General features: G+C 65.6%; 26 protein-coding genes and 1 other RNA gene. 17 read left to right on the top strand and 10 right to left on the bottom strand.

The features are described from left to right. Window positions 1-22: 22 nt before the first annotated feature. From VN706_00305 to ilvA, 4 genes are all read left to right on the top strand, one after another. Window positions 23-505: a YtxH domain-containing protein gene (locus VN706_00305; protein ID HXT14036.1), complete on the top strand. Its 483-nt coding sequence runs from the start codon at window positions 23-25 to the stop codon at window positions 503-505. Window positions 506-508: 3 nt separating this feature from the next. Beyond that, window positions 509-1,471: a YihY/virulence factor BrkB family protein gene (locus VN706_00300; protein ID HXT14035.1), complete on the top strand. Its 963-nt coding sequence runs from the start codon at window positions 509-511 to the stop codon at window positions 1,469-1,471. 226 nt (window positions 1,472-1,697) lie between these two features. Further along, window positions 1,698-2,720, top strand: a complete 1,023-nt coding sequence (locus tag VN706_00295; protein ID HXT14034.1) for a GntG family PLP-dependent aldolase — start codon at window positions 1,698-1,700, stop codon at window positions 2,718-2,720. Window positions 2,721-2,855: 135 nt separating this feature from the next. Next, window positions 2,856-3,818, top strand: a complete 963-nt coding sequence (gene ilvA, locus VN706_00290) for a threonine ammonia-lyase (protein ID HXT14033.1) — start codon at window positions 2,856-2,858, stop codon at window positions 3,816-3,818. Window positions 3,819-3,870: 52 nt separating this feature from the next. On the opposite strand, the gene VN706_00285 is transcribed toward ilvA, so the two are convergent. Continuing rightward, window positions 3,871-4,293, bottom strand: coding sequence for an MmcQ/YjbR family DNA-binding protein (locus VN706_00285; protein ID HXT14032.1), 423 nt, complete (start codon window positions 4,291-4,293; stop codon window positions 3,871-3,873). Window positions 4,294-4,437: 144 nt separating this feature from the next. On the opposite strand from VN706_00285, the gene ffs reads away from it, so the two are divergent. The 11 genes from ffs to VN706_00230 all read left to right on the top strand — a co-directional run bounded on the left by ffs (window position 4,438) and on the right by VN706_00230 (window position 13,024). Next, window positions 4,438-4,534, top strand: an RNA gene (gene ffs, locus VN706_00280) — signal recognition particle sRNA small type. Between the two features lie 125 nt (window positions 4,535-4,659). Next, window positions 4,660-6,492, top strand: a complete 1,833-nt coding sequence (gene dnaX, locus VN706_00275; protein HXT14031.1) for a DNA polymerase III subunit gamma/tau — start codon at window positions 4,660-4,662, stop codon at window positions 6,490-6,492. A gap of 71 nt (window positions 6,493-6,563) precedes the next feature. Further along, a complete protein-coding gene (locus tag VN706_00270) occupies window positions 6,564-6,881 on the top strand; it encodes a YbaB/EbfC family nucleoid-associated protein (protein HXT14030.1) in 318 nt (105 codons plus the stop codon). A 91-nt stretch (window positions 6,882-6,972) separates the two neighbouring features. After that, complete coding sequence (gene recR / locus VN706_00265; protein ID HXT14029.1) at window positions 6,973-7,560, top strand: recombination mediator RecR; 588 nt, start codon at window positions 6,973-6,975, stop codon at window positions 7,558-7,560. Beyond that, entirely contained in the window at window positions 7,557-7,853 is a 297-nt protein-coding gene (locus VN706_00260; protein HXT14028.1) for a hypothetical protein, read from the top strand. The genes recR and VN706_00260 overlap by 4 nt, the downstream gene beginning before the upstream one ends. A gap of 45 nt (window positions 7,854-7,898) precedes the next feature. After that, window positions 7,899-8,381, top strand: coding sequence for a roadblock/LC7 domain-containing protein (locus VN706_00255; protein ID HXT14027.1), 483 nt, complete (start codon window positions 7,899-7,901; stop codon window positions 8,379-8,381). 12 nt (window positions 8,382-8,393) lie between these two features. Next, window positions 8,394-9,071, top strand: coding sequence for a GTPase domain-containing protein (locus VN706_00250; protein ID HXT14026.1), 678 nt, complete (start codon window positions 8,394-8,396; stop codon window positions 9,069-9,071). Window positions 9,072-9,138: 67 nt separating this feature from the next. Next, complete coding sequence (locus VN706_00245; protein ID HXT14025.1) at window positions 9,139-9,777, top strand: CDP-alcohol phosphatidyltransferase family protein; 639 nt, start codon at window positions 9,139-9,141, stop codon at window positions 9,775-9,777. Between the two features lie 52 nt (window positions 9,778-9,829). Next, window positions 9,830-11,083, top strand: a complete 1,254-nt coding sequence (locus VN706_00240) for a competence/damage-inducible protein A (GenBank protein ID HXT14024.1) — start codon at window positions 9,830-9,832, stop codon at window positions 11,081-11,083. A 131-nt stretch (window positions 11,084-11,214) separates the two neighbouring features. Continuing rightward, the gene (locus VN706_00235; protein HXT14023.1) at window positions 11,215-11,793 is read left to right on the top strand and encodes a nucleotide exchange factor GrpE; all 579 of its coding nucleotides are present in this window, start codon (window positions 11,215-11,217) and stop codon (window positions 11,791-11,793) included. A gap of 79 nt (window positions 11,794-11,872) precedes the next feature. Then, a complete protein-coding gene (locus tag VN706_00230) occupies window positions 11,873-13,024 on the top strand; it encodes a J domain-containing protein (protein ID HXT14022.1) in 1,152 nt (383 codons plus the stop codon). Window positions 13,025-13,054: 30 nt separating this feature from the next. Here VN706_00230 and VN706_00225 read toward each other — a convergent pair whose 3' ends face one another. Together VN706_00225 and VN706_00220 are read right to left on the bottom strand one after the other, a co-directional pair. Beyond that, entirely contained in the window at window positions 13,055-13,495 is a 441-nt protein-coding gene (locus tag VN706_00225) for a cytochrome c (GenBank protein ID HXT14021.1), read from the bottom strand. Then, window positions 13,495-15,477 (bottom strand): PQQ-binding-like beta-propeller repeat protein, encoded by a 1,983-nt coding sequence (locus tag VN706_00220; protein HXT14020.1) that lies wholly within the window; start codon window positions 15,475-15,477, stop codon window positions 13,495-13,497. Before VN706_00220 ends, VN706_00225 begins: the two co-directional genes overlap by 1 nt. 142 nt (window positions 15,478-15,619) lie before the next feature. Here VN706_00220 and VN706_00215 point away from each other — a divergent pair, with 142 nt between their 5' ends. Then, on the top strand, window positions 15,620-16,435 hold the full coding sequence (locus tag VN706_00215; protein ID HXT14019.1) for a hypothetical protein: 816 nt from the start codon (window positions 15,620-15,622) through the stop codon (window positions 16,433-16,435). Beyond that, complete coding sequence (locus VN706_00210) at window positions 16,432-17,802, top strand: cytochrome c (GenBank protein ID HXT14018.1); 1,371 nt, start codon at window positions 16,432-16,434, stop codon at window positions 17,800-17,802. The genes VN706_00215 and VN706_00210 overlap by 4 nt, the downstream gene beginning before the upstream one ends. A gap of 52 nt (window positions 17,803-17,854) precedes the next feature. Here the strand turns inward: VN706_00210 and mnmA are convergent, their stop codons facing one another. The 7 genes from mnmA to VN706_00175 form a co-directional block, all read right to left on the bottom strand. Beyond that, complete coding sequence (gene mnmA / locus VN706_00205; protein HXT14017.1) at window positions 17,855-18,964, bottom strand: tRNA 2-thiouridine(34) synthase MnmA; 1,110 nt, start codon at window positions 18,962-18,964, stop codon at window positions 17,855-17,857. A gap of 10 nt (window positions 18,965-18,974) precedes the next feature. Further along, window positions 18,975-20,156: a cysteine desulfurase family protein gene (locus VN706_00200; protein ID HXT14016.1), complete on the bottom strand. Its 1,182-nt coding sequence runs from the start codon at window positions 20,154-20,156 to the stop codon at window positions 18,975-18,977. Between the two features lie 17 nt (window positions 20,157-20,173). Then, on the bottom strand, window positions 20,174-20,929 hold the full coding sequence (locus VN706_00195; GenBank protein HXT14015.1) for a tryptophan 2,3-dioxygenase family protein: 756 nt from the start codon (window positions 20,927-20,929) through the stop codon (window positions 20,174-20,176). Then, window positions 20,926-21,642, bottom strand: coding sequence for a bacillithiol biosynthesis deacetylase BshB1 (bshB1, locus tag VN706_00190; protein ID HXT14014.1), 717 nt, complete (start codon window positions 21,640-21,642; stop codon window positions 20,926-20,928). Before bshB1 ends, VN706_00195 begins: the two co-directional genes overlap by 4 nt. A gap of 145 nt (window positions 21,643-21,787) precedes the next feature. Further along, entirely contained in the window at window positions 21,788-23,062 is a 1,275-nt protein-coding gene (locus VN706_00185; GenBank protein ID HXT14013.1) for an ABC transporter permease, read from the bottom strand. Window positions 23,063-23,069: 7 nt separating this feature from the next. Beyond that, window positions 23,070-24,311 (bottom strand): ABC transporter permease, encoded by a 1,242-nt coding sequence (locus VN706_00180; protein HXT14012.1) that lies wholly within the window; start codon window positions 24,309-24,311, stop codon window positions 23,070-23,072. 99 nt (window positions 24,312-24,410) lie between these two features. Further along, on the bottom strand, window positions 24,411-25,664 hold the full coding sequence (locus VN706_00175) for an ABC transporter permease (GenBank protein ID HXT14011.1): 1,254 nt from the start codon (window positions 25,662-25,664) through the stop codon (window positions 24,411-24,413). Between the last annotated feature and the right edge of the window lies 1 nt (window position 25,665).

Below are 25,665 nucleotides of genomic sequence, written 5' to 3'. Positions count from 1 at the left end.
CATCGCGAACGGAGGAAGTGAGATGTCGCGGTACGACTTCGACGACGACGAACGGTATGTCGTGATCGAGAAGCACGAGGCCGGCTTTAAGCCGTTCCTCATCGGCTTGGCGGTGGGCGCGGGAGTGGCGCTGCTGTTCGCCCCGCGCTCCGGCGCGGCGACGCGGCGCGACATCAAGCGCCGCGCGGCGCGTGTGCGCCAGGCGGCCGAAGATACCGTCTCGAACGTCACCGACACGGTCGTCGGCACGTTCGACGAGGCGCGACGTCGAGTCGAGGAACAGATCGACTCGGCGCGACAGGCGATCGATCTCAAGAAGGAGCAGGTGCAGCGCGCGATGGAAGCCGGGCGCGCCGCCGCCGAGGAAGCGCGGATGGAGCTCCAACGCCGCATCGCCGAATCGAAGGCATCGTACAACACCAACGATGCGGCGAGTGAACGTCCCGCCGAGCGACCGCGCAGCCGCGCTCGGGCCGCGGCACTGTCCGGCGACGACGAGGGCTGACGAATCGCCACCGCGTCGCCGGTCACCGCATCCCGGCGCCACGGCCGACCGTTCTACGTCAGCCTTGGCTGGACGCTTCGCGACTACGCCAAGCGCGTCTGGGACAACAGCGGTGAAGACAACGTCTTGTTTCTGGCCGGCGGGATCGCCTTCAACCTGATCCTGGCGGCCGTTCCGTTCATCCTGCTGCTGGTGAACGGACTGACGTACATCCTGCCGTTATTCGTGCACGACGCGCAGCTCGGTTCGGCGGCCCATTCCGCCGCGACGGTGCGCGAGTACATCGACCGCATGCTGCCCTCCCACGCCGAAGGCAACTCGGCGATCGATACGCTGCTCGCCGAGCTGTTCCGGACGCGCGGTTCGATCACGATCTACAGCTCGATCGGCTTCGTGTGGTTCTCGACGCGTCTGTTCGGATCGCTGCGCACGGTGCTCGCGAGCGTGTTCGACATCGAGAGCGAGCGCGGCATCATCGCGGGCAAAATCTTCGACGTGAAGATCACCGTGGTCTCCACGCTGTTGTTCGTCGCGAGCGTGACGGTCAACACCTACGCCACGCTGGCCACCCACAGCGGCGTCGGTGTCCTCGAGCAGATGGGTCTGCGGAAGGACGTGATGGGCGGTCTCGAGGCGTGGATCGTTCGATCGATCGCCTTCGTCTTTCTCGCGCTGATGTTCTTCGCGCTGTACAAGTATCTGCCCATTCGCCGCGTGCGCACGCAGACGGCGTGGATCGCGTCGCTCTTCACGAGCATCGCGTTCGAGGGAGCGCGAACCATCTTCGCCTACTACACGCAGACGTTCAATCCGGCGTCGCTGTACACCGGCACGCTGACGGGAATCGTCATCGTCGTCGTGTGGTTCTACTACGCCGCGATGATCTTCATTCTCGGCGGCGAGGTGGGGCAGGTCGCGGAGCTGCGGCGAATTCGGAAGGTGCAGAGAGAGGTACTGACAGACTGAGGCCGCTTGAGGCCGCGCGCCGTAGGCGCGCGAGGGTGTGGCGCGGCCTGCGGCCGCGCGGGAGTGGCCTCACTGCGTTCGGCGGGCATGGCGCGACCTTCGGTCGCAGGCAACGACGAGGCCCGCTTCCCCTGCGCGCACCGCGCGCGCCATCCCCTGCGGCGTCAGCCGCGCCATTCCCTCGCGCGCCCGCGGCGCGCGGGCACAACACAACTATCTTCTCCGCATGCCAATCGACCTTCGATCAGATACTGTCACGAAGCCGACGCCCGGCATGCGCGCCGCCATGGCCGCCGCGGAAGTGGGCGATGACGAGCGCGACGGCGATCCCACCACGCGCCGCCTCGAAGAGCGCGTCGCCACGATGCTCGGCAAGGAAGCCGCGTTGTTCTTTCCCAGCGGTGTCATGGCCAATCAGGCCGGCATCTGGGTGCACGCGGATCGCGGCACCGAAGTGCTCCTCGACGTCGATGCACACATCGTCCATAGCGAGATCGCGGCGACCGCGGTGCTGAGCGGCGCCCAGGTGTTGACCGTGGTCCCCTCCGGGCTCGCGATGAGCGCCGACGATTTGCGCGCCGCGTTTCGGCCACAATCGCGCTACTACCCGGCGGCGAGTCTCGTGTGCGTCGAGAACACGCACAACGGCGCGGGCGGTGTGATTACGCCGATCGATGAACTGCGCGCCATTCGAGACGTCGCGGACGAGCACGATGTGCCGGTCCACATGGACGGCGCGCGCCTGTGGAATGCGAGCGTCGCGTCAGGCGTTCCGCTCGACGAGATCGCATCGTATGCCGATACGGTGATGGTCGCGTTCTCCAAGGGCCTGGGGGCGCCGGTCGGCGCGGCACTGGCCGGCAGTAGCGAGCACATCGAAGAGGCATGGACCGCGCGCAAACTGTTCGGCGGTGCGATGCGCCAGTCCGGCATTCTCGCCGCCGCGGTGTTGTATGGCCTGGACCACCATCTCGATCGCCTGGCCGACGACCACGCGAATGCCCGGCTGCTCGCGAGCCTGATCGACGGCGCGGGCGGCGCGAGCGTCGTGGCGCCCGATACCAATATTGTAATGATAGATCTATCATCGCCCATCGCCGGACAAATCGCCATGGCGGCGCGCGAGCAGACCATTCTCGTGGCCGAGTGGTCGCCGACGCGGCTGCGGCTCGTCACGCACCTCGACGTGAGCGCCGAGGACTGCCGGCGCGCCGGCGAGACGCTGCGTGACCTGCTGGAGCGCGCGTAACGCGCGTAACGCGCGTAGCGCGCGGAACACGCGTAACACGCGCATGGTGCGAGCAGCCCGTGACTGGCCGGCGCGCTGAACACGTCGTTACTTTCCGCTCTCTCCCGAGCCTTTGACCCTCCTGGACCCGACGACATGCCGTTCACGCTGACGCTTCGCGACTTCGAGGAAACGCGCGCGCGTATCGCGCCGCACATCAAGCACACGCCGCTGCTCACGTCCCGGCAATTGAGCGAAGCAACGGGATACGACGTTCGCCTGAAGGCCGAGATGTTCCAGCGCGTCGGCTCGTACAAGATTCGCGGCCCGCTCAACAAGTTCGCCCTCATGCCCGAGGAGCAGAAACGCCGCGGCGTCGTCTGCTCGTCAGCCGGGAACCACGCGCAGGGGGTCGCGCTCGCGGCGAAGATTCACGGTATTCGCGCTGTCGTTTGCATGGCGGAAAACGCCACGCCGGCGAAGATCGCCGCCACCAAGGGCTACGGCGCCGAAGTCGTGCTGCACGGGACGATCTGGGACGAAGCAAATGAGAAGGCGAAGGAACTGGTGCGCACGCAGGGACTGACGTACGTGCATCCGTTCGACGACGAACAGCTCATCGCGGGGCAGGGGACGCTCGGTCTCGAGATCATTCAGGATTGGCCCGACGTCGATGCCGTCGTTGTGCCCATCGGCGGCGGGGGATTGATCTCCGGGGTCTCGATGGCGGTCAAGAGTCACAACCCGAAGATCAAGGTGATCGGCGTCGAGTCGTCCGACGGTCCGGCGATGCGCCGCAGTCTCGACGCGGGCAAGCTCGAGACGATCGAGTGCAACACGATCATCGACGGCCTCCGCGTGCGCCGCGCCGGAGAGCTCAACTTCTCCGTGGTGCAACGCTTCGTCGACGACATCGTGACGCTGCCCGACAAGGAGATCTTCGAGGCGATGATCTGGGTGATGGAGCGCTGCAAGCTGGTGCTCGAGGGCGCCGCGGCCGCACCCGTCGGTGCGCTGCTTCACGGCCTCGTGCCGCTGCCGAAAGGCTCGAAGGTCGTTGCCGTGCTTTCCGGCGGCAACGTGAATCTCGATCAGCTGCGCGGACTGAAGTGGAATTGACAGGCGCGGCGTTGGCGCCGCGCATGTCATCCTGAGCGAAGTGACGGATCTCTCACTCGCCGAGGAGGGCCGCGACTTTTTTCGGCGCACGCCTCCGCCAGCCGTCGCGAATCAACTCGGCGATCTCGCTCCACGGCGGATTACGATCGAGCCACGCGCCAATCCACCCGCTCGGTCCAACGTACGGCGGTTTGAAGTAGCGATCGGGCCGCGCGCGTAGCACGAGATCCTGCTCCAGGCCAACGGAAAGAATCCACACCGCGGGTCGCCCGGCGCCGTGATGATTGCCGTCGGACGCATGCATCGCGAAGATCTTTCCTTTCACGCGAAACGTCGGCTCGCCCCACGCTTCGACTTCCGCGGTTTCGGGCAGCGCGAGACAGATCTCACGCAGCCGAGTGATGGGAGCGTCGCGCTTCTTCGCGGGTTTGCGCACCGGCGTTTTCTTTTTTGCAGATTTCTTCTTCGCCGCCATAGTAGGTATTCGGGGAATGTTCGGTCCATAAAACTGTCACCGCTCGCGCCCCGAGCGCAACATGAGCGCAACATCGAACCCACCGTCCATCGCAACGTCGAGCGTGCTTGAATCACGCGGTACCGCGCTTACATTACTCGGTGCCCCAGGTCCCGGAGGGCGTCAGCCTTCCAACTCCGTCAGGACCCCGAAGGTAGCAGCGGTACGAGGTGTCTGACGTCGCTTCGTCAGACCTGGGGTATTACGCGGGAGATGCGCTCATGCGAGCGGCATCCCCGCGTTTTTCATTTTCTCCGGCGTCGCGCGCGAAGCATTTGTCAATGCTTTGTCCCGCGCGGAAGCGCGCGGTAGATTGCGATTCCCGCCATGTCCATCGCCCTCGCCCGCAAGTATCGCCCGAAGCGCTTCGCCGACGTCGCCGTACAGTCGCACGTTTCATCCACGCTCAAGGGCGCAATAGCGCGGGGACGCGTTGCACACGGCTACCTGCTCTGCGGTCCGCGCGGTACGGGCAAGACGACGCTCGCCCGCGTGCTCGCGATGGCGCTCAACTGCGAACGCCGCGTGGATGCCGCTCGGCGCCTCGAGGAACTGGAAAAAGGGAAGGCAGCAGGAGGCGTCGCCAACGGCGACGCCGATTTGAATAAAGCGCGGCTCATGAGCGAAGCGAGTGAGCCCTGCGGAGAGTGCGCATCCTGCCGCCGCATCTGGAGCGGCGCGGCGAGCCTCGACGTCGTAGAGATCGACGCGGCGTCCAATCGCGGCGTGGACGATGCGCGCGAGCTGCGCGAGCGCGCGATGTACGCGCCGTCGGCGGAACAGGGGTACAAGGTCTACATCGTCGACGAAGCGCACATGCTCACGCGCGAAGCGTGGAACGCGCTGCTCAAGATCCTCGAGGAACCGCCGCCGCGCGTCGTCTTCGTGTTCGCGACGACCGAACCGCAAAAGATCATGCAGGCCGCGGCGCCGGTATTGAGCCGGGTGCAGCGATTCGATCTCAAGCGCATTGGCCCGGGCGAGATTCGCGAGCGCCTGTCACACGTGCTCACGAGCGAGGGCGTCGGTGCGGAGCCGGAAGCCCTTGCGGCCATCGCCCGGGCGGCCGACGGATCGATGCGCGACGCGCTCAGTCTCACCGATCAGGTCCTGTCGATGGGCGAGGGCGACGTCACCGCCGACCGGGTGCGCGAGGCGCTGGGGCTCGTGGCCGAGGACGAGTTCATCGCGATTCTCGATCTCGTCGCTGAGCGTCGCGCGGCGGACGTCTTTCCCGCCGTGTCGCGGCTCGCCGAAGCAGGAATTGATTTCGGCGGCTTTCTCACCGGATTGGCCGACATGCTTCGCGCGCAGCTCGCGATCGTGCTCGGCGGCCAGCCGCCGGACGTGTCCGAGCGCGCGCGCGAAGCGCTCGATTCGCGCAAGGATCGATTCGCCGCGGCCGATTTGCTCCGCATGCTGCAAGCGATCGGTGAGCTCGAGCCTCGCTTTCGGAAGAGCGGCCAGCAGCAATTGCTCATCGAGACGTTGCTCGTGCGCTTCGCGCTCCTCGATCGCTCGGTCGATCTCGAGGACGTGTTGCGCAGCCTTGGCGGCGGCGGCCGCGGAGGCGGCGGCGGCGGAGGCAGCGCTACAACTGGTGGAGCAGGCGCCGGAAACGTTGGCGCACGAAGCGCCGCACCCGCGATGCGCGCCGAGCCGCGCGCTGAACCACGTTCGGAATCGCGCCCAATCCCTCGCGCAACGTCCGCTGCTGCACCCGCGATCGTCGCGACGCCCAGTCGCGAACCGACGCAGGCATCAGGCGCGTCACTCGATCTGAGCCAGGTCGTCGGACGCTGGGACGCGCTCGTCGAACGCGTTCGCGAGGCCGGCAAGCCGATGCTCGCCAGCGCGCTCGAGCACGCGTCGCCCGTCGCCGTGACAGCGAACGGTCTGGTCACGATCGAGCTCGACGAGGCGAATGACATCTTCGCTCACTCGATCACGTCGGCGCGCACCGAGCTGGCCGGCATTCTCCGCGAGTGGTTTGCCGGCGTAGACCGCGTCGAGCTTCGGCGAGACGAAAGTGCGCCCGCCGCGCCGCCGAAGCGCCTGACCGACGAAGACCTGCGGGCTCAGCGCATCGCCGCCTTGAGGAAGCGCGATCCGGTGTTGAGCGCCGCGATCGACGCGCTGGATCTGGACGTCGCCGATTAGCGCTGCGCGGAGCGGCGGTGCGTTGCTTCACGCCCATCGCCCACCGCCCATCGCCCAACTAACTTTCCCGCATGCCAGATTTCATGAAAATCCTGCAACAAGCGCAGGAGATGCAGGGCAAGTTCCAGAAGATTCAGGAAGAGCTCGAGCAGATCACCGTGAGCGGATCGGCCGGCGGCGGCATGGTCACCGCCGACGTCACCGGCACGGGCAAGATCAAGAAGATCAAGCTCGATGCGAGCGTCGTGAATCCGGCCGACATCGAGATGCTCGAGGACCTGCTGGTCGTCGCCGTGTCCGACGCGCAGCAGAAGGCCCAGACCGCCGCGCAGGAGCAGATGGGCAAACTCACCGGCGGGTTGAATCTCCCATTCAAACTGCCGTTTTGATCTTGACCATGGTTGCTCGCCGCGGCGCTGCGCATCGCTCGCGCCTTCGCTCGCGCCTTCGCTCGCAATTCGGCATGTCACGGCGCAGTTGATGTCCGCGATCGATGATCTCGCCACCGAGTTGTCGCGGCTACCGGGCATCGGCCGGAAGACGGCGCTTCGACTCACGTATCACTTGCTGCGCCAGCCGACGGACCAGAGCAAGCGACTCGCGCAGGCGCTCCTCACACTCGGCGAACGCATTCGGCCGTGCACGCGTTGCTTCAATCTCACCGAAGACGAGCTGTGCGCGATCTGCCGCGATCCGCGCCGCGACGACACGACCATCTGCGTCGTCGAGCAGGCATCCGACATCGGCGCCATCGAACGGGCCGGCGAGTTCCGTGGTTCATACCACGTGCTGGGCGGACGGCTTTCGCCGCTCGACGGCGTCGGGCCCGACGACCTCACGGTGAACGCATTGCTCGAGCGCGTGAATTCCGGCGACGTTCGTGAGGTGATCATCGCGACCAATCCAAGCCTCGAAGGCGAGGCCACAGCGCTTTTCGTTCAGGGGCAACTCGCGCCGCGCGGCGTGACCGTGTCGCGCATCGCCCGCGGTCTGCCGGTCGGCGGTGACCTCGAGTATGCCGACGGCGTCACGATCGCCCAGGCGCTGGCGGCACGGAGGGCAATGTGAGCGGCCGCCGCGTAGCCACGGCGTCTGCCGCCGTGACCGCCGGCTTCCTTGGCGGTCTAGTATTAGGGGCCGTGGTCTGGAGCACACAGATTCGCCGCTCCCGTCGTGAACTGTTCAGTCCTCGTCCGCTCAAGCGTCTGGCCGCACTCGGCCACCTGGCGGGTCAACCGGGGCTCGACAGCGCGCGTATACTCACGGACTATCTCGGCTGGGAACGCGAGCCCGCGTTGAGACGCCGGGCCGAGCGCCTCCTGCGCCGGATGCAGGCGAGGTTGGACGCTCACGGCCTGTAGCAGCCAGTAGCACGTCAGCGAGAACTTCGGGCACAAGGACACGCGATGCCGGTTGGTGCAGCAAGTTGGTCGTTCACCGAAGATGATTTTGGCGCGATCACGAGCGCGTTGGAGCGATTTCTCGCCGACTCCAACGCGCGCTCGGCGTTGCTCGTCGATCGCACCGGGCAGCTCGTCGCGACGGTCGGGGAGCGGCCGAACTTCGACCCCACGGCATTCGCCACGCTGACCGCCGCCGACTTCAGCGCCAACGACCAGCTGGCGAAACTCATCGGCGAGAATGATTTCCAATCGCTCTTTCACCAGGGCGAAAAGGAGTCGATGTACCTCGCCGACATCGCGCGGCGCGTGATTCTCGTCGTGCTGTTCGACAATCGCACGACGCTCGGACTCGTCCGTCTCAAGATGAAGGCCATCGTCACGGAGCTGACGCAGCTCTTCGACAAGGTGTTCGCGCGCGCGAAGACGGACACCCATCCCAATGTTCTCGCCGGCGCGGACGACGAGATCGACAAGCTGTTTCAGTAGAGGATCACAGCCATGTCGATGATCAACTACGCGTCACGCGAGATCAACTGCAAGATCGTGTATTACGGTCCGGGCCTGGGCGGCAAGACGACGAACCTCGAGCACGTCTACGGCAAAGTCACGCCCGACACGCGCGGCAAGCTCATCTCGCTCGCGACGGAGACCGAACGCACGCTGTTTTTCGATTTCCTGCCGGTCGATCTCGGAACGATTCGCGGCTTCAAGACCCGATTCCATCTCTATACCGTGCCGGGCCAGGTCTACTACAACGCCAGCCGCAAGCTCATTCTCAAGGGTGTGGACGGCATCGTCTTCGTCGGCGATTCGCAGATCGAGCGCATGGAAGCGAATCAGGAAGCCATGCAGAATCTGTATGACAACATGGCGGAATACGGCTACGACCTGACGAAGATGCCCTTCATCATCCAGTACAACAAACGCGATCTGCCGAACGCGTCGCCGATCAAGGATCTGCAGGCGGCGCTGAACCCCGGCTGGGAAGTGACCGATCCCGCGCGCATGCGTGCGACCGCCGATCCCTATCATGCGGGCGAGAGTCTCGTCGAGCAGCTCGAGTCCGGGGAGTGGATCGAACGCGCGCCGTATTTCGAAGCCGTCGCTGTCAGCGGCGAGGGTGTGTTCGACACGCTCAAAGCCGTCAGCAAATTGGTGCTCAAGTCGCTCGCTTGAGGTAGCTTGTCACCCTGAGCGACCCTGAGCAACGCACAGGGAATCGAAGAATCCCTACGGCCGGCGGATGAATCTTCCGAACGCACTGACAATCGCCCGCATCGTCGCGACGCCGGCTATCGCGATTCTGCCGTTCTCCAACTCATCGGGGCTCAGGCTGTGCGCGTTCGTGTTGTTCGTGCTCGCGGCGATCACCGATTACATCGACGGCTATCTCGCTCGCTCGCGCAAGGAAGAAACGGACCTCGGCCGGCTGCTCGATCCGTTCGCCGACAAGGCGCTGCTCGTCGGGACGTTGATCGCGATGTACCTGCTCGCGCCGCGCTTTCCCTTCATCACACCGATCGGGCCGATCGCGCTGCCCCTCTGGATCGTGATCGTGGTGCTGGGCCGCGAGGTATTCATGACCGTGTATCGCCAGGCGGCGGCGCGGCGCGGCGTGGTGATCTCCGCGATCGGTCCCGCCAAATGGAAGACCGGTCTCCAGCTCTTCTGGCAAGGCTCGGCGTACTGCTGGTTCTGGGCGACGACGCTGGCCGCGGAGCGGCACTGGGAGAATCAGTCGGCATGGCGCGCGTTCGCGATGTTCAACGGGACCGTCGGCACACTCGTGATGTGCGGCGCGGTGTTCCTCACGATCTACTCGCTCGTGATCTATCTGCGTGATTTCCGTGGTGTGTTCGCGACGGGAAATCACAGATCGTGAACCGCGGAATTCCGAGCGGAGGTGCGAAGCGCCGCAGTGAGGAACAATCTCGGTGATAACGGCCGTTGAATTAGTAACAATCGGTGACGAATTGCTGCTCGGCTTCACCGTAGACACCAACGGCGCGCATGCGGCCCGCGAGCTGGCAACCATTGGATTGCGCATCGCACAGCGTACCTCAGTCGGCGACGATGCCGCCGACATCGCGCGCGCCGTTCGCGACGCGCTCGATCGCACCGGCGCCGTGATCACGACGGGCGGCCTCGGGCCCACGTCCGACGATCTCACCAAGCCGTCGATCGCCGCGATCTTCGGCCGCGCCATGCATCTCGACGAAGCGCACGTTGCGTGGATGGAAGAGCGCTGGCGCAAACGCTTCAACGCGCCGCTGCCGGCGTCGAATCGAAATCAGGCGATGATCCCCGACGGCGCCGTGAAGCTCACCAACAATCACGGCTCCGCGCCTGGCATTTGGCTCGAGGACGATCGCGGCCGGTGGGTCGCCATGCTGCCCGGCGTGCCGCGTGAGATGCGCGGCATGCTCGCCGACACGATCGTCCCGCGCCTGCGCGAGCGATACACGACCGGTACCGTCGTTCGGTCCCTCACCCTGCGCACGACCGGCATCGGTGAATCGCTGCTCGCCGATCGCATCGAGGCCATGGACGGCGGACCGCTCGCGGGCGTCTCGCTCGCGTATCTGCCGTCGATCGCCGGCGTCGACCTTCGTCTGACGGTGCGCGATCTGCCCGCCGACCGCGCGGATGCAACCCTCGAGACCGCGGCCTCACGACTTCGGTCCCACGTCGGCGACGCGATCTACGGCGAAGACGACGCCGATCTCGCGGCCATCGTGCTCGAGATGCTCCGACGCCGAGGCCTCACGCTCGCTGTCGCCGAGAGTTGCACGGGCGGCCTGCTCGGCGCGCGGTTGACGGCGATTCCCGGCTCGAGCGACGTCGTCCGCGGTGGCGTGATCGCGTATCACAACGACATCAAGCGCGACCTGCTCGGTGTCGAAGACTCGGTACTGCGCGAGCACGGCGCCGTGAGTGAAGAAGTCGTGCGACACATGGCGACGGCCGCGCGCGCCGTGGCGAAGGCGAACGTCGGTTTGGGTATCACCGGCGTCGCCGGTCCGGGTGGCGGCACGCCGGAGAAGCCCGTCGGCACCGTGTGGATCGGCGCGGACGTCGAGGGCACCGTGACGGCGAAGCAATTGAACCTTTGGGGCGATCGCGATGAGATTCGCCAGCGCTCGGCGCAGTGGACCATGGAACTGCTGCGGCGGCAATTGGCGCCGTGAGCGGCGATCCCGGCGCTTGCCGCCCGGCTCTTTCAGTTGCGGGCGCGTTGAAAACGGCGCTGCCGTTCAGGCAGAGATCGGGTGGTCTAGCCGTTGCACCGTAAGGCCGTAGCGGCAACCTTTCTATCCCTATGGAACCACGCGAAAACGACGATTTCGATCCAGGCGCCGCCGACGGCGGCCCGAGTAGCGAAGACACCTTCGAGCGCGGGGCGGGCAGCAGCGGCGTCAACGCCGAGGACGACCTCGGCATTGGCTCGTCGTCGGCCGATCGGCGCTTCGCCGAGATGCAGGACAAGTATCTCCGGCTCGCCGCCGAGTACGACAACTTCCGCAAGCGCACGGCGCGCGAGCGGGCGGATTTGTCGGCCCGTGCACAGGCCGATCTCGTACGCCAGCTGCTCGATGGGCTCGACGATCTCGCGCGCTTCGCGCACATCGATCCGGCGACGACCGATGCGACGACGCTGCATCAGGGTGTCGACATGGTCGAGAAGAAGCTGCAGAAGGCACTCACGAGCGCGGGGATGGAATTGGTTGACCCAGTCAACCAATCGTTCGATCCACAGACTTCGGAGGCGGTGGCGACGGAGCCCGCGCTCTCACCCGAGGACGACCACGTCGTCTCTCGCGTGTACCAGGTCGGCTACCGATTCAACGGGCAGCTCCTTCGTCCCGCACGCGTCGTCGTGAAGCAGTGGAACGGCTGACCACGTAGTGAGGGGGTGAATTCGAAATTCCGAGCGCACGTGCGCAGCGCCGGAGCGAGGAACAATCTTTAGCCACGATATGGCCCAGACGAAGGATTACTACACCGTCATCGGAGTTCCGGCGTCGGCGACGCAGGACGAGATCAAGAAGGCGTATCGGAAGCTCGCCGCGAAGCATCACCCGGACAAAAACCCGAACGATCCCAAGGCCGCCGAGCGCTTCAAGGAGATCTCGGAGGCGTATCAGGTCCTGGGCGATGCTGACAAGCGCAAACAATACGACCAGATGCGCCAACTCGGTGCGTTCGGTGGCTTCGGTGGTGGCGCCGGCGCTCGTCGTCCGCAGGGTGGCCCCGCTGGCGCGCCGTTCGGCGGCGCGCCGGGTGGACCCGGCGGCGCCAGTTTCCACTTCGAGGATCTTGGCGATGTCGGACTGGGTGGATTGGGCGACCTATTCAGCTCGATGTTCGGCGGCGGTGGGCGCGGTGGCGCGCGTGCGCGCGGTCCCGAACGCGGCGCCGACGTCGAAGCGCAGCTTCAGGTGCCGTTTCGCGTGGCGGCGATGGGCGGCAAGGTGCCGATCGAGCTCGAGGTCAACGAGGAATGCGCGACGTGTCATGGCAGCGGCGCGGCCGCCGGCGCGAAGATTCAGACGTGCCCCGAGTGTCAGGGCCGCGGCACGATTTCGTTTGGTCAGGGCGGATTCGCCGTACAGCGCCCGTGCCCGATGTGTCTGGGCAAAGGGACGATTCCGAGCGAGAAGTGTCCGTCGTGCGGCGGCGCGGGCGAAGTTCGTGTTCGCAAAAAGATGATGATCACGGTTCCGGCGGGCGTGGACACCGGTACGAAGATTCGGCTGAAAGGACAGGGCGGACGCGGCACGCACAACGGGCCGGCGGGCGATCTGCTGATCACGTTTCAGGTCGAGACGGATCGGTTCTTCCGGCGCGAAGGGCTCGACGTCGTCGCGCCGGTGAAGATCAACATCGCGCAGGCGACGTTGGGCTCGAAGATCAGCGTGAAGACGCTCGACGGAAAGAAAGTCACGATTCGAATTCCGCCCGGTACGCCGAGTGGAAAGCGGCTTCGCGTTCCCGGGCAGGGAATCAAGAAAGACGATCGCACCGGCGATTTGATCGTCGAAGTACAGGTCGACGTGCCGGACAAGCTCACGGAAGAGCAGGAAAAGGCGATGCGCGAGTTCGCGGAGGCGAGTGGGCTGAAGTATTAGCGATGGGCGTTGGGCGCTGGGCGCTGGGCGTCAGCGGCTCGTTCGAAGCGTGATGTCCTTGAGCGAATCCGGCAACGGCGACAGCTCGGCGGCGCCGGCGGGGAAGCCGTTTGACTTTAGTAGATACGCGATGACGTCGGTAACCAGCTCGCGCTTGTAGATGCCGATGCTGTCGGAGGGCATCGTCGTCAGGATGCGCGTCTGGAGATCGCTCAACGGCGTTCCATTCCAGTTTCCTAAAAACGCGCCGCCGGACAGCGGCGGCGACTGATCGCCGCCGCTCAACGACGCGCCGTGGCAGCGGGCGCATGACCTGGCGTACGCCGTCTCGCCGCGCGCCGCCTGATTCATCGTGTACACGCTGTCCCACACGGTGCGCGTCGTCGAATGTGGCGAGCGCGAATGCGACGCGGCGAGCGCCGCGGCCATTGGAAGGATCGCAAGCGGCATCACGAAACGCAGTCGCGGCATCAGCGTGGTCCCGCCGGCAGACGCAGCGCGACATACTCGCCGGAAAAGGGTCCGCCGCTCACCGCGACGACGATGTATTGCGTTCCGCCGACGGCATACGTCATCGGTGACGCGCTCACGGGTGCGGGCAGGAGCACCGATCCGACTTCCGCGCCCGTCGCCTTGTCGTACGCGCGCAGCATGGCTCCGCGCGTCCGGCCCGGCGGCGCGGTCACCTGCGCATCGCCCGCGATGACCAGCGTCTTGGTCACGAGCGTGCCCACCGTGAAACCCGCTTGGCCGGTGCGCGGAATGGCGAGGCCTTTGAGCGCGTCGCTATTGCGAACGGCATCCGGCGTCTCGCCGTGCGGCACTTGCCATTTGATGTCGCCGCGATCGAGATCGATAGCCGTCATCGTTCCGTACGGCGGCTTGAACAGTGGTAATCCCTGCACGGACAAGCCACCGCCGAGCGCGCGACCGCCTGGTGCGGCGCTCCCCGCGATCCAGTCCATGTCCGAACGATCCTTCATTGGCTGCACGAGTCCGAGCACCACGGCCGCGGCGTTCGACGACGCGACGTAGAACGTGTGCGTCTCGGGATCGAAGGCGCCGCCTGGCCAGTTCGATCCGCCATTCGTCGGTCCGCGCGCGAGCGTGCCGAACGGGCCGTCGGCTTTGCTCGCGACGGGCGGCGTGAAGATGGGCCCGAGCTTGTAGTGCGACGCGATCGCGGTGGCCTGCGCGCGCAACTCGGGTGTGAAGTCGATCAGATCGTCGACGGACGTGCCGTTTCTGGCATACGCGGCGGGCTTGGTCGGAATGGGCTGGGTGGGCGAGTACCATTCGCCGGGCACGTCGCCCTTCTCGACCGGTTTCTCCCCGATCGGCCAGACGGGTTTGCCCGTGACGCGATCGAAGACGTAGAGAATGCCTTGCTTGGTTGGCTCGGCCACCGCTTTCACCAGGCGCCCGCCGACGCGAATGTCGGCGAGAATGGGCGCGGCGGGCAGATCGAAGTCCCAGATCGGATGATGCACAATTTGATAATGCCACTTCTTTAAACCCGTGCGAAGATCGAGGCAGACGAGGCTCTCGCCATACAGGTTGTTTCCCGGACGATGCCCGCCGTAGTAGTCGCCGGTCGGCGACTCGACCGGCAGGTAGACCAGGCCGAGCTCCTCGTCGACGGTCACCTGCGACCAGACGCCGGTATTGCCGGTGTACTCGGCGGACCCGTTCAGCCACGTGTCGTACCCCGGCTCGCCCTTTTGCGGAATCGTGTGAAAGGTCCAGAGCCGCTTGCCGGTGCGCACGTCGAAGCCGCGAATGTAGCCTTTATTGTTCTTGAAACTCCTGGGCGCGGTGCCTTCCCTGAAGGCCGCCCCGATCACGACGACGTCGCCGCCGACCACGGGCGCCCCCTGAAACCCGATCTCCCCCGTGATGAGATCTGGCATGATCGTCTGGTCGGCGTCCGTCTTGAGATCCACGGCGCCGTTGTCGCCAAATCCCCGAATCACGGCTCCGGTTTTCGCGTCGAGGGCGATCAACCGATAGCCGGGCGTGACGTAGAGAATTCGCTCGGCGCGTCCGTCGGTCCAGTACGCGAGCCCGCGGCCGGACAGCTGGCGCGGCGCGGCGGCGCCGCGTGCGCCTTCGTCTTCGCGATGGATCCATTTCACGGCCCCGGTCGCCGCGTCGAGCGACACCACCGCACGGCCCGTCCCGCCTGTCGCGTACAGCACCCCACCGATTACCAGCGGTGTCCCTTCGAGCTTGTACTCGGGACGCGTGCCGAGGGAATCGGTCTTGAACCGCCACGCGATCTCGAGCGATCCGAAGTTCGCCTCGGAGATTTGATCGAGCGGCGAATATCGCGTTCCACGCGTGTCGCCGGCATAGCTCGGCCAATCGCCGTGCGCGGTGGTGAATGGAGCGTGCGACGCTTGCGCGCCAGACGCACTGGCGATCGTCGCGAGAAACAGAACCGACTTGCGCACCGAGGAGAGTCTCCGAAAAGCGGGCGCGATATGATGGCCTCCCGCCGCGTCCTCGGGAAGATCGGCGGCCACGGGCGCCCTTGCCCCCGGAGACGCGAACGGCGCAAGTTCTTGGTCAACCCGACGCCTGTTCGGAGGTTGGATGCGTTTTGCCGCGGTCCTGTCCTTCGCGTTCACCGTCTCTTGCACCGCCGCGCTCGCCGCGCAGACACCCCTCGCGCCGGTCGCGCCGTCCGGGCAAACGGCGACGCCGGCCTTCGAGGGTTGGTATCGCAACGCTGACGGCACCTACAGCCTTTCGTTCGGCTACTTCAACCGCAATACGAACGAGGTGCTGAACATCCCGGTGGGTCCGGAGAACTTCATCTCGCCGGGCGAGGCGAATCAGGGACAGCCGACGTACTTCTATCCGCGGCGTCACTGGGGTGTGTTCGCGGTGCGTGTCCCGGCGGACTTCGGCGACAAGCAAAAAGTGGTGTGGACGTTGAAGGTGCGCGGCAAGACGTTCTCGATTCCCGGCAGCTTGCGAGAAGAGTGGCAGATCGACGCCCTCGAAGGCGAGGCTGGCTCCAACAACACGCCGCCGGTGTTGACGTTCGGCGAAGGTGGCGCCGAGGCGCGCGGGCCTGGCGGCAGCACGGCGGAGCGAACGGCGAGCGTGGGGAAGCCGATTTCGATCGGCGTCGTCGCGAAGGATGACGGCGCCGGCACGACGGCGCGCGGCGGTTCGCCCGTCGTGCTCACCTGGTTCACGCATCAGGGTCCGGCCGCGGTGACATTCGGAACGCCCGTGGCGCGTCTGACGCCGAAGGGCGGTACCACGAGTACCACGGCCACGTTCAGCCGGCCGGGCGACTATATCATCCGCGTGCGCGCCAATGACTCCGACGTCGCGACGGCGGGGCACGCGCAGTGTTGCTGGACGAACGCGTTCGTCAACGTGAGGGTGACTCCATGAAACGCTACGTACGCTTCGTCACGAGTGTCGCCGGCATCGCGGTCGTCGCGATAGTCGTTCCGTTGGCGGTGTATCGTCCGACGCCGGCCGCGGCGCGCACGCACCGGGTCGTCACCTACGCCAAGGACGTGGCCCCGATCCTCCAGCAGAAGTGCCAGGAATGTCATCAGCCCGGGTCGATCGCGCCGATGCCGCTCCTGACGTACGACGATGCGGCCGAATACGGGCCGCAGATCAGGCAGAAGGTGGCCAACCGCTTGATGCCGCCCTGGCACATCGATAAGAGTGTTGGTATTCAAGAATTCAAAAACGACCGCAGCCTGACCGACGACCAGATCGCGACGATCGTGAACTGGGTGGACGACAGCATGCCGCGCGGCAACCCGGCCGACGAGCCGCCGCCGCGGCACTTCGCCGATCCCAATCGCTGGCAACTGGCCGACCGCCTCGGCACCCAGCCCGATCTGGTCATCCGCTCCACCCCGTACACGCTCGCCGCGCACACCCAGGACAAGTGGTATCGCCCGACCGTCGAAACCGGCGTTACCGAACCGCGCTGGGTGCGGGCGATCGAGGTCAAGCCCGTTCATCCGCAGGATCGCAAGGTCGTCCATCACGTGCTCGCCTACCTGCTCCAGGACGAGCCGCAGGTGACCGGCCTCGCCAGCACGGCGCACGACCATCAGGCGAACGCCGGGCTGTTCATGGAATGGGCTGTCGGCAAAACGGGGCAGGTCTACGCACCGGACGCTGGGAAGTTGATGCTCCCGGGCTCGCGTATTCGTTGGGAGGTCCACTATCACGCGAACGGTCAGGAATTCAAGGACAGCCAGGTCGAGCTGGCCGTGTACTTCTACCCCAAAGGCTTCGTGCCGAAGCATCGCACCGTGCTCACGATGTTCAACGTCGCGCGCGAGTCCGAGCTCGACATTCCGCCCAATGAGAAAACTGTAACGCAGAACTTCTACGTGCTGCAGGCCCCCGCGCGGCTCGAGAACTTCCAGCCGCACATGCACATGCGCGGCACCGCGATGTCGCTCGAGGCCATCTACCCGGACGGCCGGAAGGAAGTCCTGAGCGCGGTGAAGAACTTTCAATGGAATTGGCACGTCAACTACATCTACGCCGACGACGCGGCGCCGCTGCTGCCGAAGGGAACGACCCTCGCGTTCACGGCGTGGCACGACAACACGGCGAGCAACCCCAATAACCCCGACCCGAATCAGTGGGTGGGGTGGGGTGATCGTACCGTCGACGAGATGGCGCACAACTGGATCGACGTCACCTATCTCGAACAGGCCGAGTTCGACTCGCTCGTCGCGGCGCGCAAGTCGCGTGTGGCGGCCGATCGAGTACAGCCGCGATAGCGTCGCGCGGCGTTACGCCGCGTTACGCCGCATTGCGTCGCGTTACCTCGTGTTACGCCGCGCGCACCGGCAGCGGCGACCGCTGGCCGCTGGCGCGCTCGATGAATCCGCCGCCCAGCACGCGCTCCCCGTCGTAGATCACGAGCGACTGGCCGGGCGTGATCGCGGCGACCGGCTCGTCGAGCGCCAGCTCGATTTCATCATTCTCTAAACGAATGACCTCGGCGCGCGCCGGCGGGGCGCGATGCCGCACCTGGATCTCGACGTGCGCGCCGACCGGAGGTGTGTCGACGAGCCAGTTGACCTCGCGCGCCACGACACCGCGCCCGAGCAACTCCTCGCGCGGGCCGATGACGACGGCGCGGTCGTCGGGGCGAATGGCGACCACGAACATCGGTTCGCGGAACCCACCGGGCAGGCCGCGCCGCTGGCCGATCGTGAAGCGCGCGTAACCCTGGTGTTCGCCGACGATTGTGCCGTTCGCGAGCACGAATGTGCCTGGCGCGAGCGCCGGCGCATCCGCGCCGAGCCGCTGGCGAATGATCTTGGTGTGATCACCATCCGGCACGAAGCAAATGTCCTGGCTCTCCGCCTTCTCGGCGATCACTTCGAGCCCGAGCCGGTGCGCCACAGCGCGCGTCTCGGCCTTGGTCTGCGCGCCGACCGGCAGCAGCATGCGGCGCAGCACGCCGCGGTCGATGCCCCACAGGAAGTACGTCTGATCCTTTCCGTGATCGACGCCGCGATACAGCTCGCCGTCGATCGTGCGCGCGTAATGGCCGGTGGCGATCCATGGCGCGTCGATTGCATCCGCCTTCAGTAAGAGATCTCTAAACTTCGTGAAGGTGTTGCAGCGGACGCAGGGGATGGGCGTGCGGCCGCTCGCGTACTCCTGCACGAAATTGTCGACGACGTCGCGGCCGAAAGCGCTCTCGAGATTCAGCACGTAGTGCGGAACGCCGAGCTGCTGGCACACGCGGCGCGCGTCGTTCACCGAGTCGAGGGAGCAGCAGGGCCGATCGGGCAGATCGCCGTCGTGGCAGAAGAGCTTCATCGTCGCGCCGACGACGTCGTACCCCTGCTCGACGAGCATCGCCGCGGCGACCGATGAGTCGACGCCGCCGGACATCGCGACGAGCACCCGCTCCTTCGTGCCGCTCATCTCGCCGTGCTCAGTCCGCGGCGTGCGCGTTGGCGTTCGTCATGCCGCGCGCCTTCTGCACGAGCGCGGGAAATACCTCTGCCACGCGCTCGATGCAGCCGTTGGTCGTCAGACAGCCGATGCTCATGCGAATCGCCGACGACGCGAGCTCTGGGGCGACGCCGATCGCGCTCAGCACGTGCGACGGCGATACGCTCCCGCTCTGACAGGCTGAACCCGCCGAGCAGCCGATGCCGCGCAGGTCGAGGGCCATGAGCATCGACTCGCTGTCCGTGCCTGGTACCGACACGTTCAGGATATGCGGCGCACGGTGCGGTGCGCCGCGACCGTGAATCACGGCGTCGGGAACACGCGCGAGGATCGCCTGCTCGAGCGTCGTGCGCATGGACTCGAGCTTTTTCCATTCCTCTTCACGCTCGGCCACCGCGAGCTCCGCGGCGCGCGCGAATCCGATCACGAACGCGACATTCTCGGTGCCCGGACGACGACCGCGATCCTGTGCGCCACCATGGAACAGCGGCTCGATTACGGTACCGCGCCGAATGAAGACGGCGCCGACGCCCTTGGGCGCGCCAATCTTGTGGCCGGAGACCGAGAGCACGTCGACAGGGGCCTTCTTGACGTCGATGGCGATTTTCCCGAACGCCTGCACGGCGTCGGTGTGAAACAGGGCACCGGCGCTCTTCGCGTGGGCCGCGAGCTCGGCGATCGGCTGAATGGTCCCGATCTCGTTGTTCACCCACATCACGGATGCGATCACCGTGTCATCGCGAAGCGCGTCGCGGAATACATCGACGTCCACGACGCCGTCGCGTGTCACGGGGGCAACGCGCTCGACGCCGCCTTCGTGCGCGACCTGATGAGCGGAGGCGAGCACGGCCTTGTGTTCGATCGGCGAAGTGACGACGGCTTCGCGTCCGGGCCGGCGCAGCGCACGCCAGGCGCCGAGAATGGCGATGTTATCGGCTTCGGTCCCGCCGGATGTGAAGCAGATCTCGTCTGCCGTGGCGCCAAAGCAGTGGGCCACGCGCTCGCGGGCCTCGTCGAGCGCCGTCCGAGCGTCGCGGCCCCAGCGGTGCATGCTGGACGGGTTCCCGAAGCGCGGCCCGAAGAACGGCATCATCGCCTCGAGGACCTCGGGTCGCACCGGCGTCGTGGCGGCGTGATCCAAGTAGATGGGGGCGCTGGACATAGCGTGAAATATAAGGTCTACGCGCGCTTGTGCCCGAAGAACTTGCTCCTGACCTCCCAGAGCGTGGGAAAGAACTTCTGGTCGATGGTTCGCATGAGGTAGCGCGATCCGAGCGTTCCGCCGGTGCCCCCCGTCTGCGGTCCGATCACCCGCTCCACGAGCTGCACGTGCTTGAATCGCCACTGCCCGAACTGCTGCTCGTACTCGAGCAATTGCTCGGCGACGAAGAAGAGGAGGCTCGGTCCGGGACCGAGATAGAGGTCCTCCATCTTCACGTTCGCTGAGCTCAGCAGGCGCAGAAAGAGATCCTGGAGCGTCGGTCGGTCGAGCCAGCGGCGCACCAATTCCGGAATGTCGCCATGTTCCTCGAGCGCGCGCATGAAGTGCTCGTCGCGCAAGCCGGACGCCGCTTCGATCGCGCGGAATTGCACGCTTTGCGATCCGCTCGAGCTGCCGAGGTAGGTGCGGAATTGCGCGAAGTGCTGGGGCGGCAGCGTCTCGAGGGACGAGAGTTGCGATGACACGATGCGCATGAGCGCGTTGATGCGCTGCAGCCGCCACAGCGCTTGCCCGGCATCGTTGCGCTCGAGCGATGCGACGAGTCCCTCCAGGTCGTGAAGGATCGCCTTGAACCACAGCTCGCTGGCCTGATGCACGACGATGAACAGCAGCTCGTCGGGATGCTCCGGCTCGGACTGCGGCCGCTGCAACGACAGCAGCTCATCGAGCGCGAGATATGACCCGTAGGTGATGTCGTTTGTCTCGCCGCTCAAAAGGTCGCGACCTCCATGGCGACGACGTCGTCCACCTCCACCAGCTCGGTGGTGTAGAACGGCTCGCCATATTGTTTTCTAATGAGCGTTCCGTAATAGGCCGCGTGATGGCGCACGATGTCCTCGAGCGGCTCGCCGTTCGGGTAGACCTCGCCGGCCTGGATCGCGCCCTCGAACTGGGATGCGTAGCAGCGGATCGCGGCCAGCTTGGCGTCGAAGTCGGCGGAAATGTCCACCACGAAGCTCGGGCGGATGAAATCCTGGCGATACGTGAGGCAGTGCAGAATCTTCACCGGGCGATGCTTCGGCACGTCCGGCGCAACTTTCGCCAGACCGGATACGAAGCATGCGTCGCGGACGAGCTGCGCCGTGACGCGATGATCGGGATGCCGTCCTTCGAGCGCGGGCGCAATCACGACACGTGGCGCGAGCCGGCGAATGACGCGCGCCAGCGTCTCGCGTGTGCGCGGGTCGTTCAGGATGCCGGCGTCGGGCAGCTCCAGATTCTCGCGCACACTCACGCCAAGCGTTCGAGCCGCCTGGCCGGCTTCGGCGGCGCGAATCTCCGCGGTGCCGCGTGTGCCCATCTCGCCTTGCGTCAAGTCGAGAATGCCGGTGCGATGTCCCTGCCGTGCGGCCTTGGCGAGCGTGCCGCCGCAATTCAATTCTGCGTCGTCGCGGTGCGCGAAGATCGCCAACAGATCGACGGTCATGGGCGCAAATCTAACGTCGTCCGAGGTGGAGAACGACGTTTGTCATCCTGAGCGAAGCGAAGGATCTCATCCGCTCGGATGCACCCGATGTCAGGAAGGGGATGAGATCCTTTCGCGCTGCGCGCTCAGGATGACAGCACGAATGCTATTCGTGCCTGAGTGCGGCCACCGGATCGAGGCGCGCGGCTCGTATCGCGGGCAACATCCCGAACAAGACGCCCGTCACCGCGCTTGCGGCGAGCGACGACACGACCGACGACATCGGTGTCGAAGCGGGAATCGACGGCCATGCGGTGCGCACCAGGAGGGTCGTGAGCACTCCCAGCACGAGGCCGAGTGCCGCGCCGAAGCCGGTGAGCGTCACCGCCTCGACGAGAAACTGCCAGAGGATCGTTCCGCGCGTCGCGCCGAGCGCTTTGCGAACGCCGATCTCGCGCGTGCGCTCCGTGACCGAGATCATCATGATCGCGATGACACCCACGCCGCCGACGAGCAATCCCACCGACGAGAGTGCGATGCCGACGACGAAGAACGTGCCGAAGAGCTGATTGTAGGTGTCCATCAGCTTGTCCTGCGTCACGATCGCGAAGTTCGTCATGTCGGCCGGACGAAGGCCGCGCCGTCCGCGCAGGTACGCCGTCACGTCGTCCACGGCATCGTTGACGGCGACTCCGTCGCGGGGCTTCACGATGAGATTGTTGCCGCGCACCCAGAGATTCATTTTCCGGCGACCGGTCTCGAGCGGGACGATCGCCTTCGGCGAGTCACCGCCGCCCGCGGACGTGGGCGTTCCCATCGGGCTCGCCGTGTAGTGATACAGACCGATGACGGTGAACTGATGCCCGTCGATCGAGATGACCTTGTCGAGCGGGTCGGAGTCCCCGAACAGTGTCTGGGCGAGCTTGTCGTTCACGACAACGACGTTGGACGCATTCGTGTTCTCCATCTGCGTGAAGCTGCGGCCGGGGTAGATGTCTCCGCCGTCCACGTCCGTCCAATTCGCCGTGTAGTACTCGATGCCGGCGTTGAGTTCGCGATCTTTGTACTTGAACGCGCCGTTGCCGGCCACGTGCTGCGTGACGGCGTAGATCGACTCGAGCGCGTTGATGCCGATCGCTTCGCCGTCCGTGATCGCCGGGTTGCGGCGGTCGGGGCACGAATTCGGATCGCTGGGATCGCAGTTGCGGAATGCGCTGATCGGGCGGCGATAGACGAAGAATGACGTCGGTCCCGCCGCCGCGACGTCGCGGGCGAACGATTCGTTCACGCCGCGCACGACCGACGACAGCGCCACGACGACGAACACGCCGACCGCCACGCCCATGATCGTGAGCGCCGCGCGGCCTTTGTTCGAGCGAATCGCCTCGATCGCGATCGCCACGCCCTCGAGCGCGTTGGTGAATCTGGCGAACAGTCTCATGGCCGCGTCAGGTCTCTTGCCGGAGTGCTTCGATGGGATCGAGCAGCGACGCGCGCCGTGCGGGGTAGACGCCCGACACGATGCCGACGACCGTCCCAAGCAGCGTCGCGACCACGATCGACCAGGGCGCCACCGCCGCGGGCAGCGGTGTCTTGTACGCGATGAGCTTCGCGGCGGCGATGCCGAAGACGATGCCGATCATCGCGCCGACCGTGCTCAGTGTCGCCGACTCGATGAGGAACTGCCGGAGAATGTCCTTCCGCCGCGCGCCGAGCGATTTGCGGATGCCGATTTCGTGCGTGCGCTCTGCGACGGACACCAGCATGATGTTCATGATGACCATGCCGCCCACGATGAGGCTCACCCCCGGCAACGCCGCGCCGACGATGGTCATGATGCCGCGAATGCGTTCGAAGAACGCCAGCGCCGACTCCGACGTCTCCATGACGAAGTTGTCCGGTTGCGCGGGGCGCAGGTGGCGATGCGCGCGCAGCGCTTCGCGAACGCTCTCCATGACGTCGTTCATCATGATCGTACTCGACGACTGGACCAGCAGCCCGTCGATGTCGCCGCGCGGATTCGTGACGCGATGGAGCGGGGAATTGAACGGCGCGATCACCATCTGATCGAGCGATTGCCCGAACAAGGTACCCTGATGCGCGATGACGCCGATGACCTGATACGGAATTCCGGCCATGCGCAGCTCGCGGCCGACCGGGTTCAAATTCGGGAAAAAGAACTTGGCGGCTTCGTCGCCGATCACGACCACCGTCGAGCCGAGCTCGTACTCCTGCGGTGCGATGGCCCGGCCCGACGACATGTCATACTTCTTGATGAAGAAGTAGTCGCCGTCGACCGCATGCGCGTCGACGGACCGCGGCCGCATGTACGCGCTCGACGCCGTGACGCGCTCCTGGCTCTCCACCGCCCAGCGCGTACCACCCGGCAGCACGGAGCGCACGAACGCCACGTCCGCGGTGTACACGCGCGGACGGCGCTGCCATTCCATCCATTGTTCGCGCGTGGTGTTGTTGCCGAACCACGGATAGCGGCGCAGCGTGAACGTGTTCGCGCCCAGAAGGCGGCCCGCGAAATCGTCCTCCATGTAGCGCCCCATGCCTTCCACGATCGACACGACGGCGATCAGGAACATCACGCCGATCATCACGCCCGTGAGCGTGAAGAAGCTTTTGAGCTTCTGCACGCGAATCTGCGCCAGCGCCAGGCGAACCGCTTCGATTATCGGCATCGTGTCATCCCGAGCGAAGCGAGGGATCTGCTTTCACGGTCAGAAGGACGTCTATCTATCGGGACGCCAGATTCCTCGCCTGCGGCTCGGAACGACAGGCTATTCATACCGTAACGCGTCCACGGGATTGAGCCGCGCGGCGCGCACCGCCGGGATCATGCCGAACAACACACCGGTGAATGCGCTGGCCCCGAGTGCGGCGACGATCGCCATCGGCGGCACCTGCGCGGCGATCGGCGTGGTGCTGCGAATCAAATACGCCACGCTCGAGCCGAGAATCAGCCCCAGTGAGGCGCCAATGGCCGTGAGCGTCACCGCCTCGACGAGGAACTGCCACAAAATCAACGCGCGCGTTGCTCCGAGCGCCTTCCGTACGCCGATCTCGCTCGTGCGTTCGGTGACGGAGATCATCATGATCGCCACGACGCCAACGCCGCCGACCAGCAGGCCGATTGCCGAGAGCGTGATCATGACGAGGAAGAACACGCCAACGACCCGGTCGTAGATCTGCATGATCTTTTCAGGCGTCGACGTGAAGAAGTCATTCTGCTGCGTCGGACGCAGATGCCGCATGCTGCGCAGCGTGGTCAGGACGTCGTCCATCGCCTGGTCGCGCGGGTACCCGTCGCGCGGTTTGACGGTCACGTCCAACCACCAGGTGCTCACCGCCATGCGACGCTTGGCCGACTCGAACGGCATGTACAGCTTGCCCTTGCTGCCGTTGTCGAACGCGTTCACGAGCGGTTGATACACGCCGATCACGACGAACTCTTTGCCGTTGAGGCGCACCGGCTTGCCGACGGGATCTTCGCCGAGGAAAAGCTTCTCGACGATTTTCGGATTGACGAGAAGCACGTTGGCGCCCGCGTCGTTTTCGGTCGGCGTAAAATCTCGGCCCGAGGTCACGTCGCCGCCGTCCACGTCGATCCAGCCGGGCGAATAGGCGTCGATCGAGACGGATGGCAGCTCGCGATCCGCATACTTGATCGACGAGTTGCTGCTGATGTGCGTCGTGACACCCTGAATCGAAGGGAGCTCGGCGATCGCCTTCGCCTGCTCGACGGTAAGCGGCCGATTGTTGCGCCACGGACAGCTGTCGGCCGAGCCGTTGCAGCCGCCGTTGAGGTCAACGGGCCAGCGCGTGAGGAAGAACGTCGTCGGCCCCGCCGCCGCAATGCTTCGGCTCACCCCTTCGTTGATGCCGTGCACCGCGGCCGACATCACGGTCACGACGAACACGCCCACGGCGATGCCAAGGACGGTGAGACCGGTGCGCACCTTGTTGACGCGCATGGCGTCGAACGCGATGAGCACCCCCTCGAGGAGCGAATAGAGCTTGGCGCCGATGCGCATC

This window comes from Gemmatimonadaceae bacterium (genome assembly GCA_035606695.1).
In the GTDB taxonomy this organism is placed as follows: Bacteria; Gemmatimonadota; Gemmatimonadetes; order Gemmatimonadales; family Gemmatimonadaceae; genus JAQBQB01.
The sequence above is the reverse complement of the archived record's forward strand: the minus strand, read 5'-3'. Positions and strand labels throughout refer to the sequence as shown.

What these genes read in the sequence shown, in the direction of transcription:
- VN706_00305 (HXT14036.1), top strand. Translation starts at nt 23, where the DNA reads ATGTCGCGGTACGACTTCGACGACGACGAACGGTATGTCGTGATCGAG.
- VN706_00295 (HXT14034.1), top strand. Translation starts at nt 1,698, where the DNA reads ATGCCAATCGACCTTCGATCAGATACTGTCACGAAGCCGACGCCCGGC.
- ilvA (HXT14033.1), top strand. Translation starts at nt 2,856, where the DNA reads ATGCCGTTCACGCTGACGCTTCGCGACTTCGAGGAAACGCGCGCGCGT.
- VN706_00285 (HXT14032.1), bottom strand. Translation starts at nt 4,293, where the DNA reads ATGGCGGCGAAGAAGAAATCTGCAAAAAAGAAAACGCCGGTGCGCAAA.
- dnaX (HXT14031.1), top strand. Translation starts at nt 4,660, where the DNA reads ATGTCCATCGCCCTCGCCCGCAAGTATCGCCCGAAGCGCTTCGCCGAC.
- VN706_00270 (HXT14030.1), top strand. Translation starts at nt 6,564, where the DNA reads ATGCCAGATTTCATGAAAATCCTGCAACAAGCGCAGGAGATGCAGGGC.
- recR (HXT14029.1), top strand. Translation starts at nt 6,973, where the DNA reads ATGTCCGCGATCGATGATCTCGCCACCGAGTTGTCGCGGCTACCGGGC.
- VN706_00255 (HXT14027.1), top strand. Translation starts at nt 7,899, where the DNA reads ATGCCGGTTGGTGCAGCAAGTTGGTCGTTCACCGAAGATGATTTTGGC.
- VN706_00250 (HXT14026.1), top strand. Translation starts at nt 8,394, where the DNA reads ATGTCGATGATCAACTACGCGTCACGCGAGATCAACTGCAAGATCGTG.
- VN706_00245 (HXT14025.1), top strand. Translation starts at nt 9,139, where the DNA reads ATGAATCTTCCGAACGCACTGACAATCGCCCGCATCGTCGCGACGCCG.
- VN706_00235 (HXT14023.1), top strand. Translation starts at nt 11,215, where the DNA reads ATGGAACCACGCGAAAACGACGATTTCGATCCAGGCGCCGCCGACGGC.
- VN706_00230 (HXT14022.1), top strand. Translation starts at nt 11,873, where the DNA reads ATGGCCCAGACGAAGGATTACTACACCGTCATCGGAGTTCCGGCGTCG.
- VN706_00225 (HXT14021.1), bottom strand. Translation starts at nt 13,495, where the DNA reads ATGCCGCGACTGCGTTTCGTGATGCCGCTTGCGATCCTTCCAATGGCC.
- VN706_00215 (HXT14019.1), top strand. Translation starts at nt 15,620, where the DNA reads ATGCGTTTTGCCGCGGTCCTGTCCTTCGCGTTCACCGTCTCTTGCACC.
- VN706_00210 (HXT14018.1), top strand. Translation starts at nt 16,432, where the DNA reads ATGAAACGCTACGTACGCTTCGTCACGAGTGTCGCCGGCATCGCGGTC.
- mnmA (HXT14017.1), bottom strand. Translation starts at nt 18,964, where the DNA reads ATGAGCGGCACGAAGGAGCGGGTGCTCGTCGCGATGTCCGGCGGCGTC.
- VN706_00200 (HXT14016.1), bottom strand. Translation starts at nt 20,156, where the DNA reads ATGTCCAGCGCCCCCATCTACTTGGATCACGCCGCCACGACGCCGGTG.
- bshB1 (HXT14014.1), bottom strand. Translation starts at nt 21,642, where the DNA reads ATGACCGTCGATCTGTTGGCGATCTTCGCGCACCGCGACGACGCAGAA.
- VN706_00185 (HXT14013.1), bottom strand. Translation starts at nt 23,062, where the DNA reads ATGAGACTGTTCGCCAGATTCACCAACGCGCTCGAGGGCGTGGCGATC.
- VN706_00180 (HXT14012.1), bottom strand. Translation starts at nt 24,311, where the DNA reads ATGCCGATAATCGAAGCGGTTCGCCTGGCGCTGGCGCAGATTCGCGTG.
- VN706_00175 (HXT14011.1), bottom strand. Translation starts at nt 25,664, where the DNA reads ATGCGCATCGGCGCCAAGCTCTATTCGCTCCTCGAGGGGGTGCTCATC.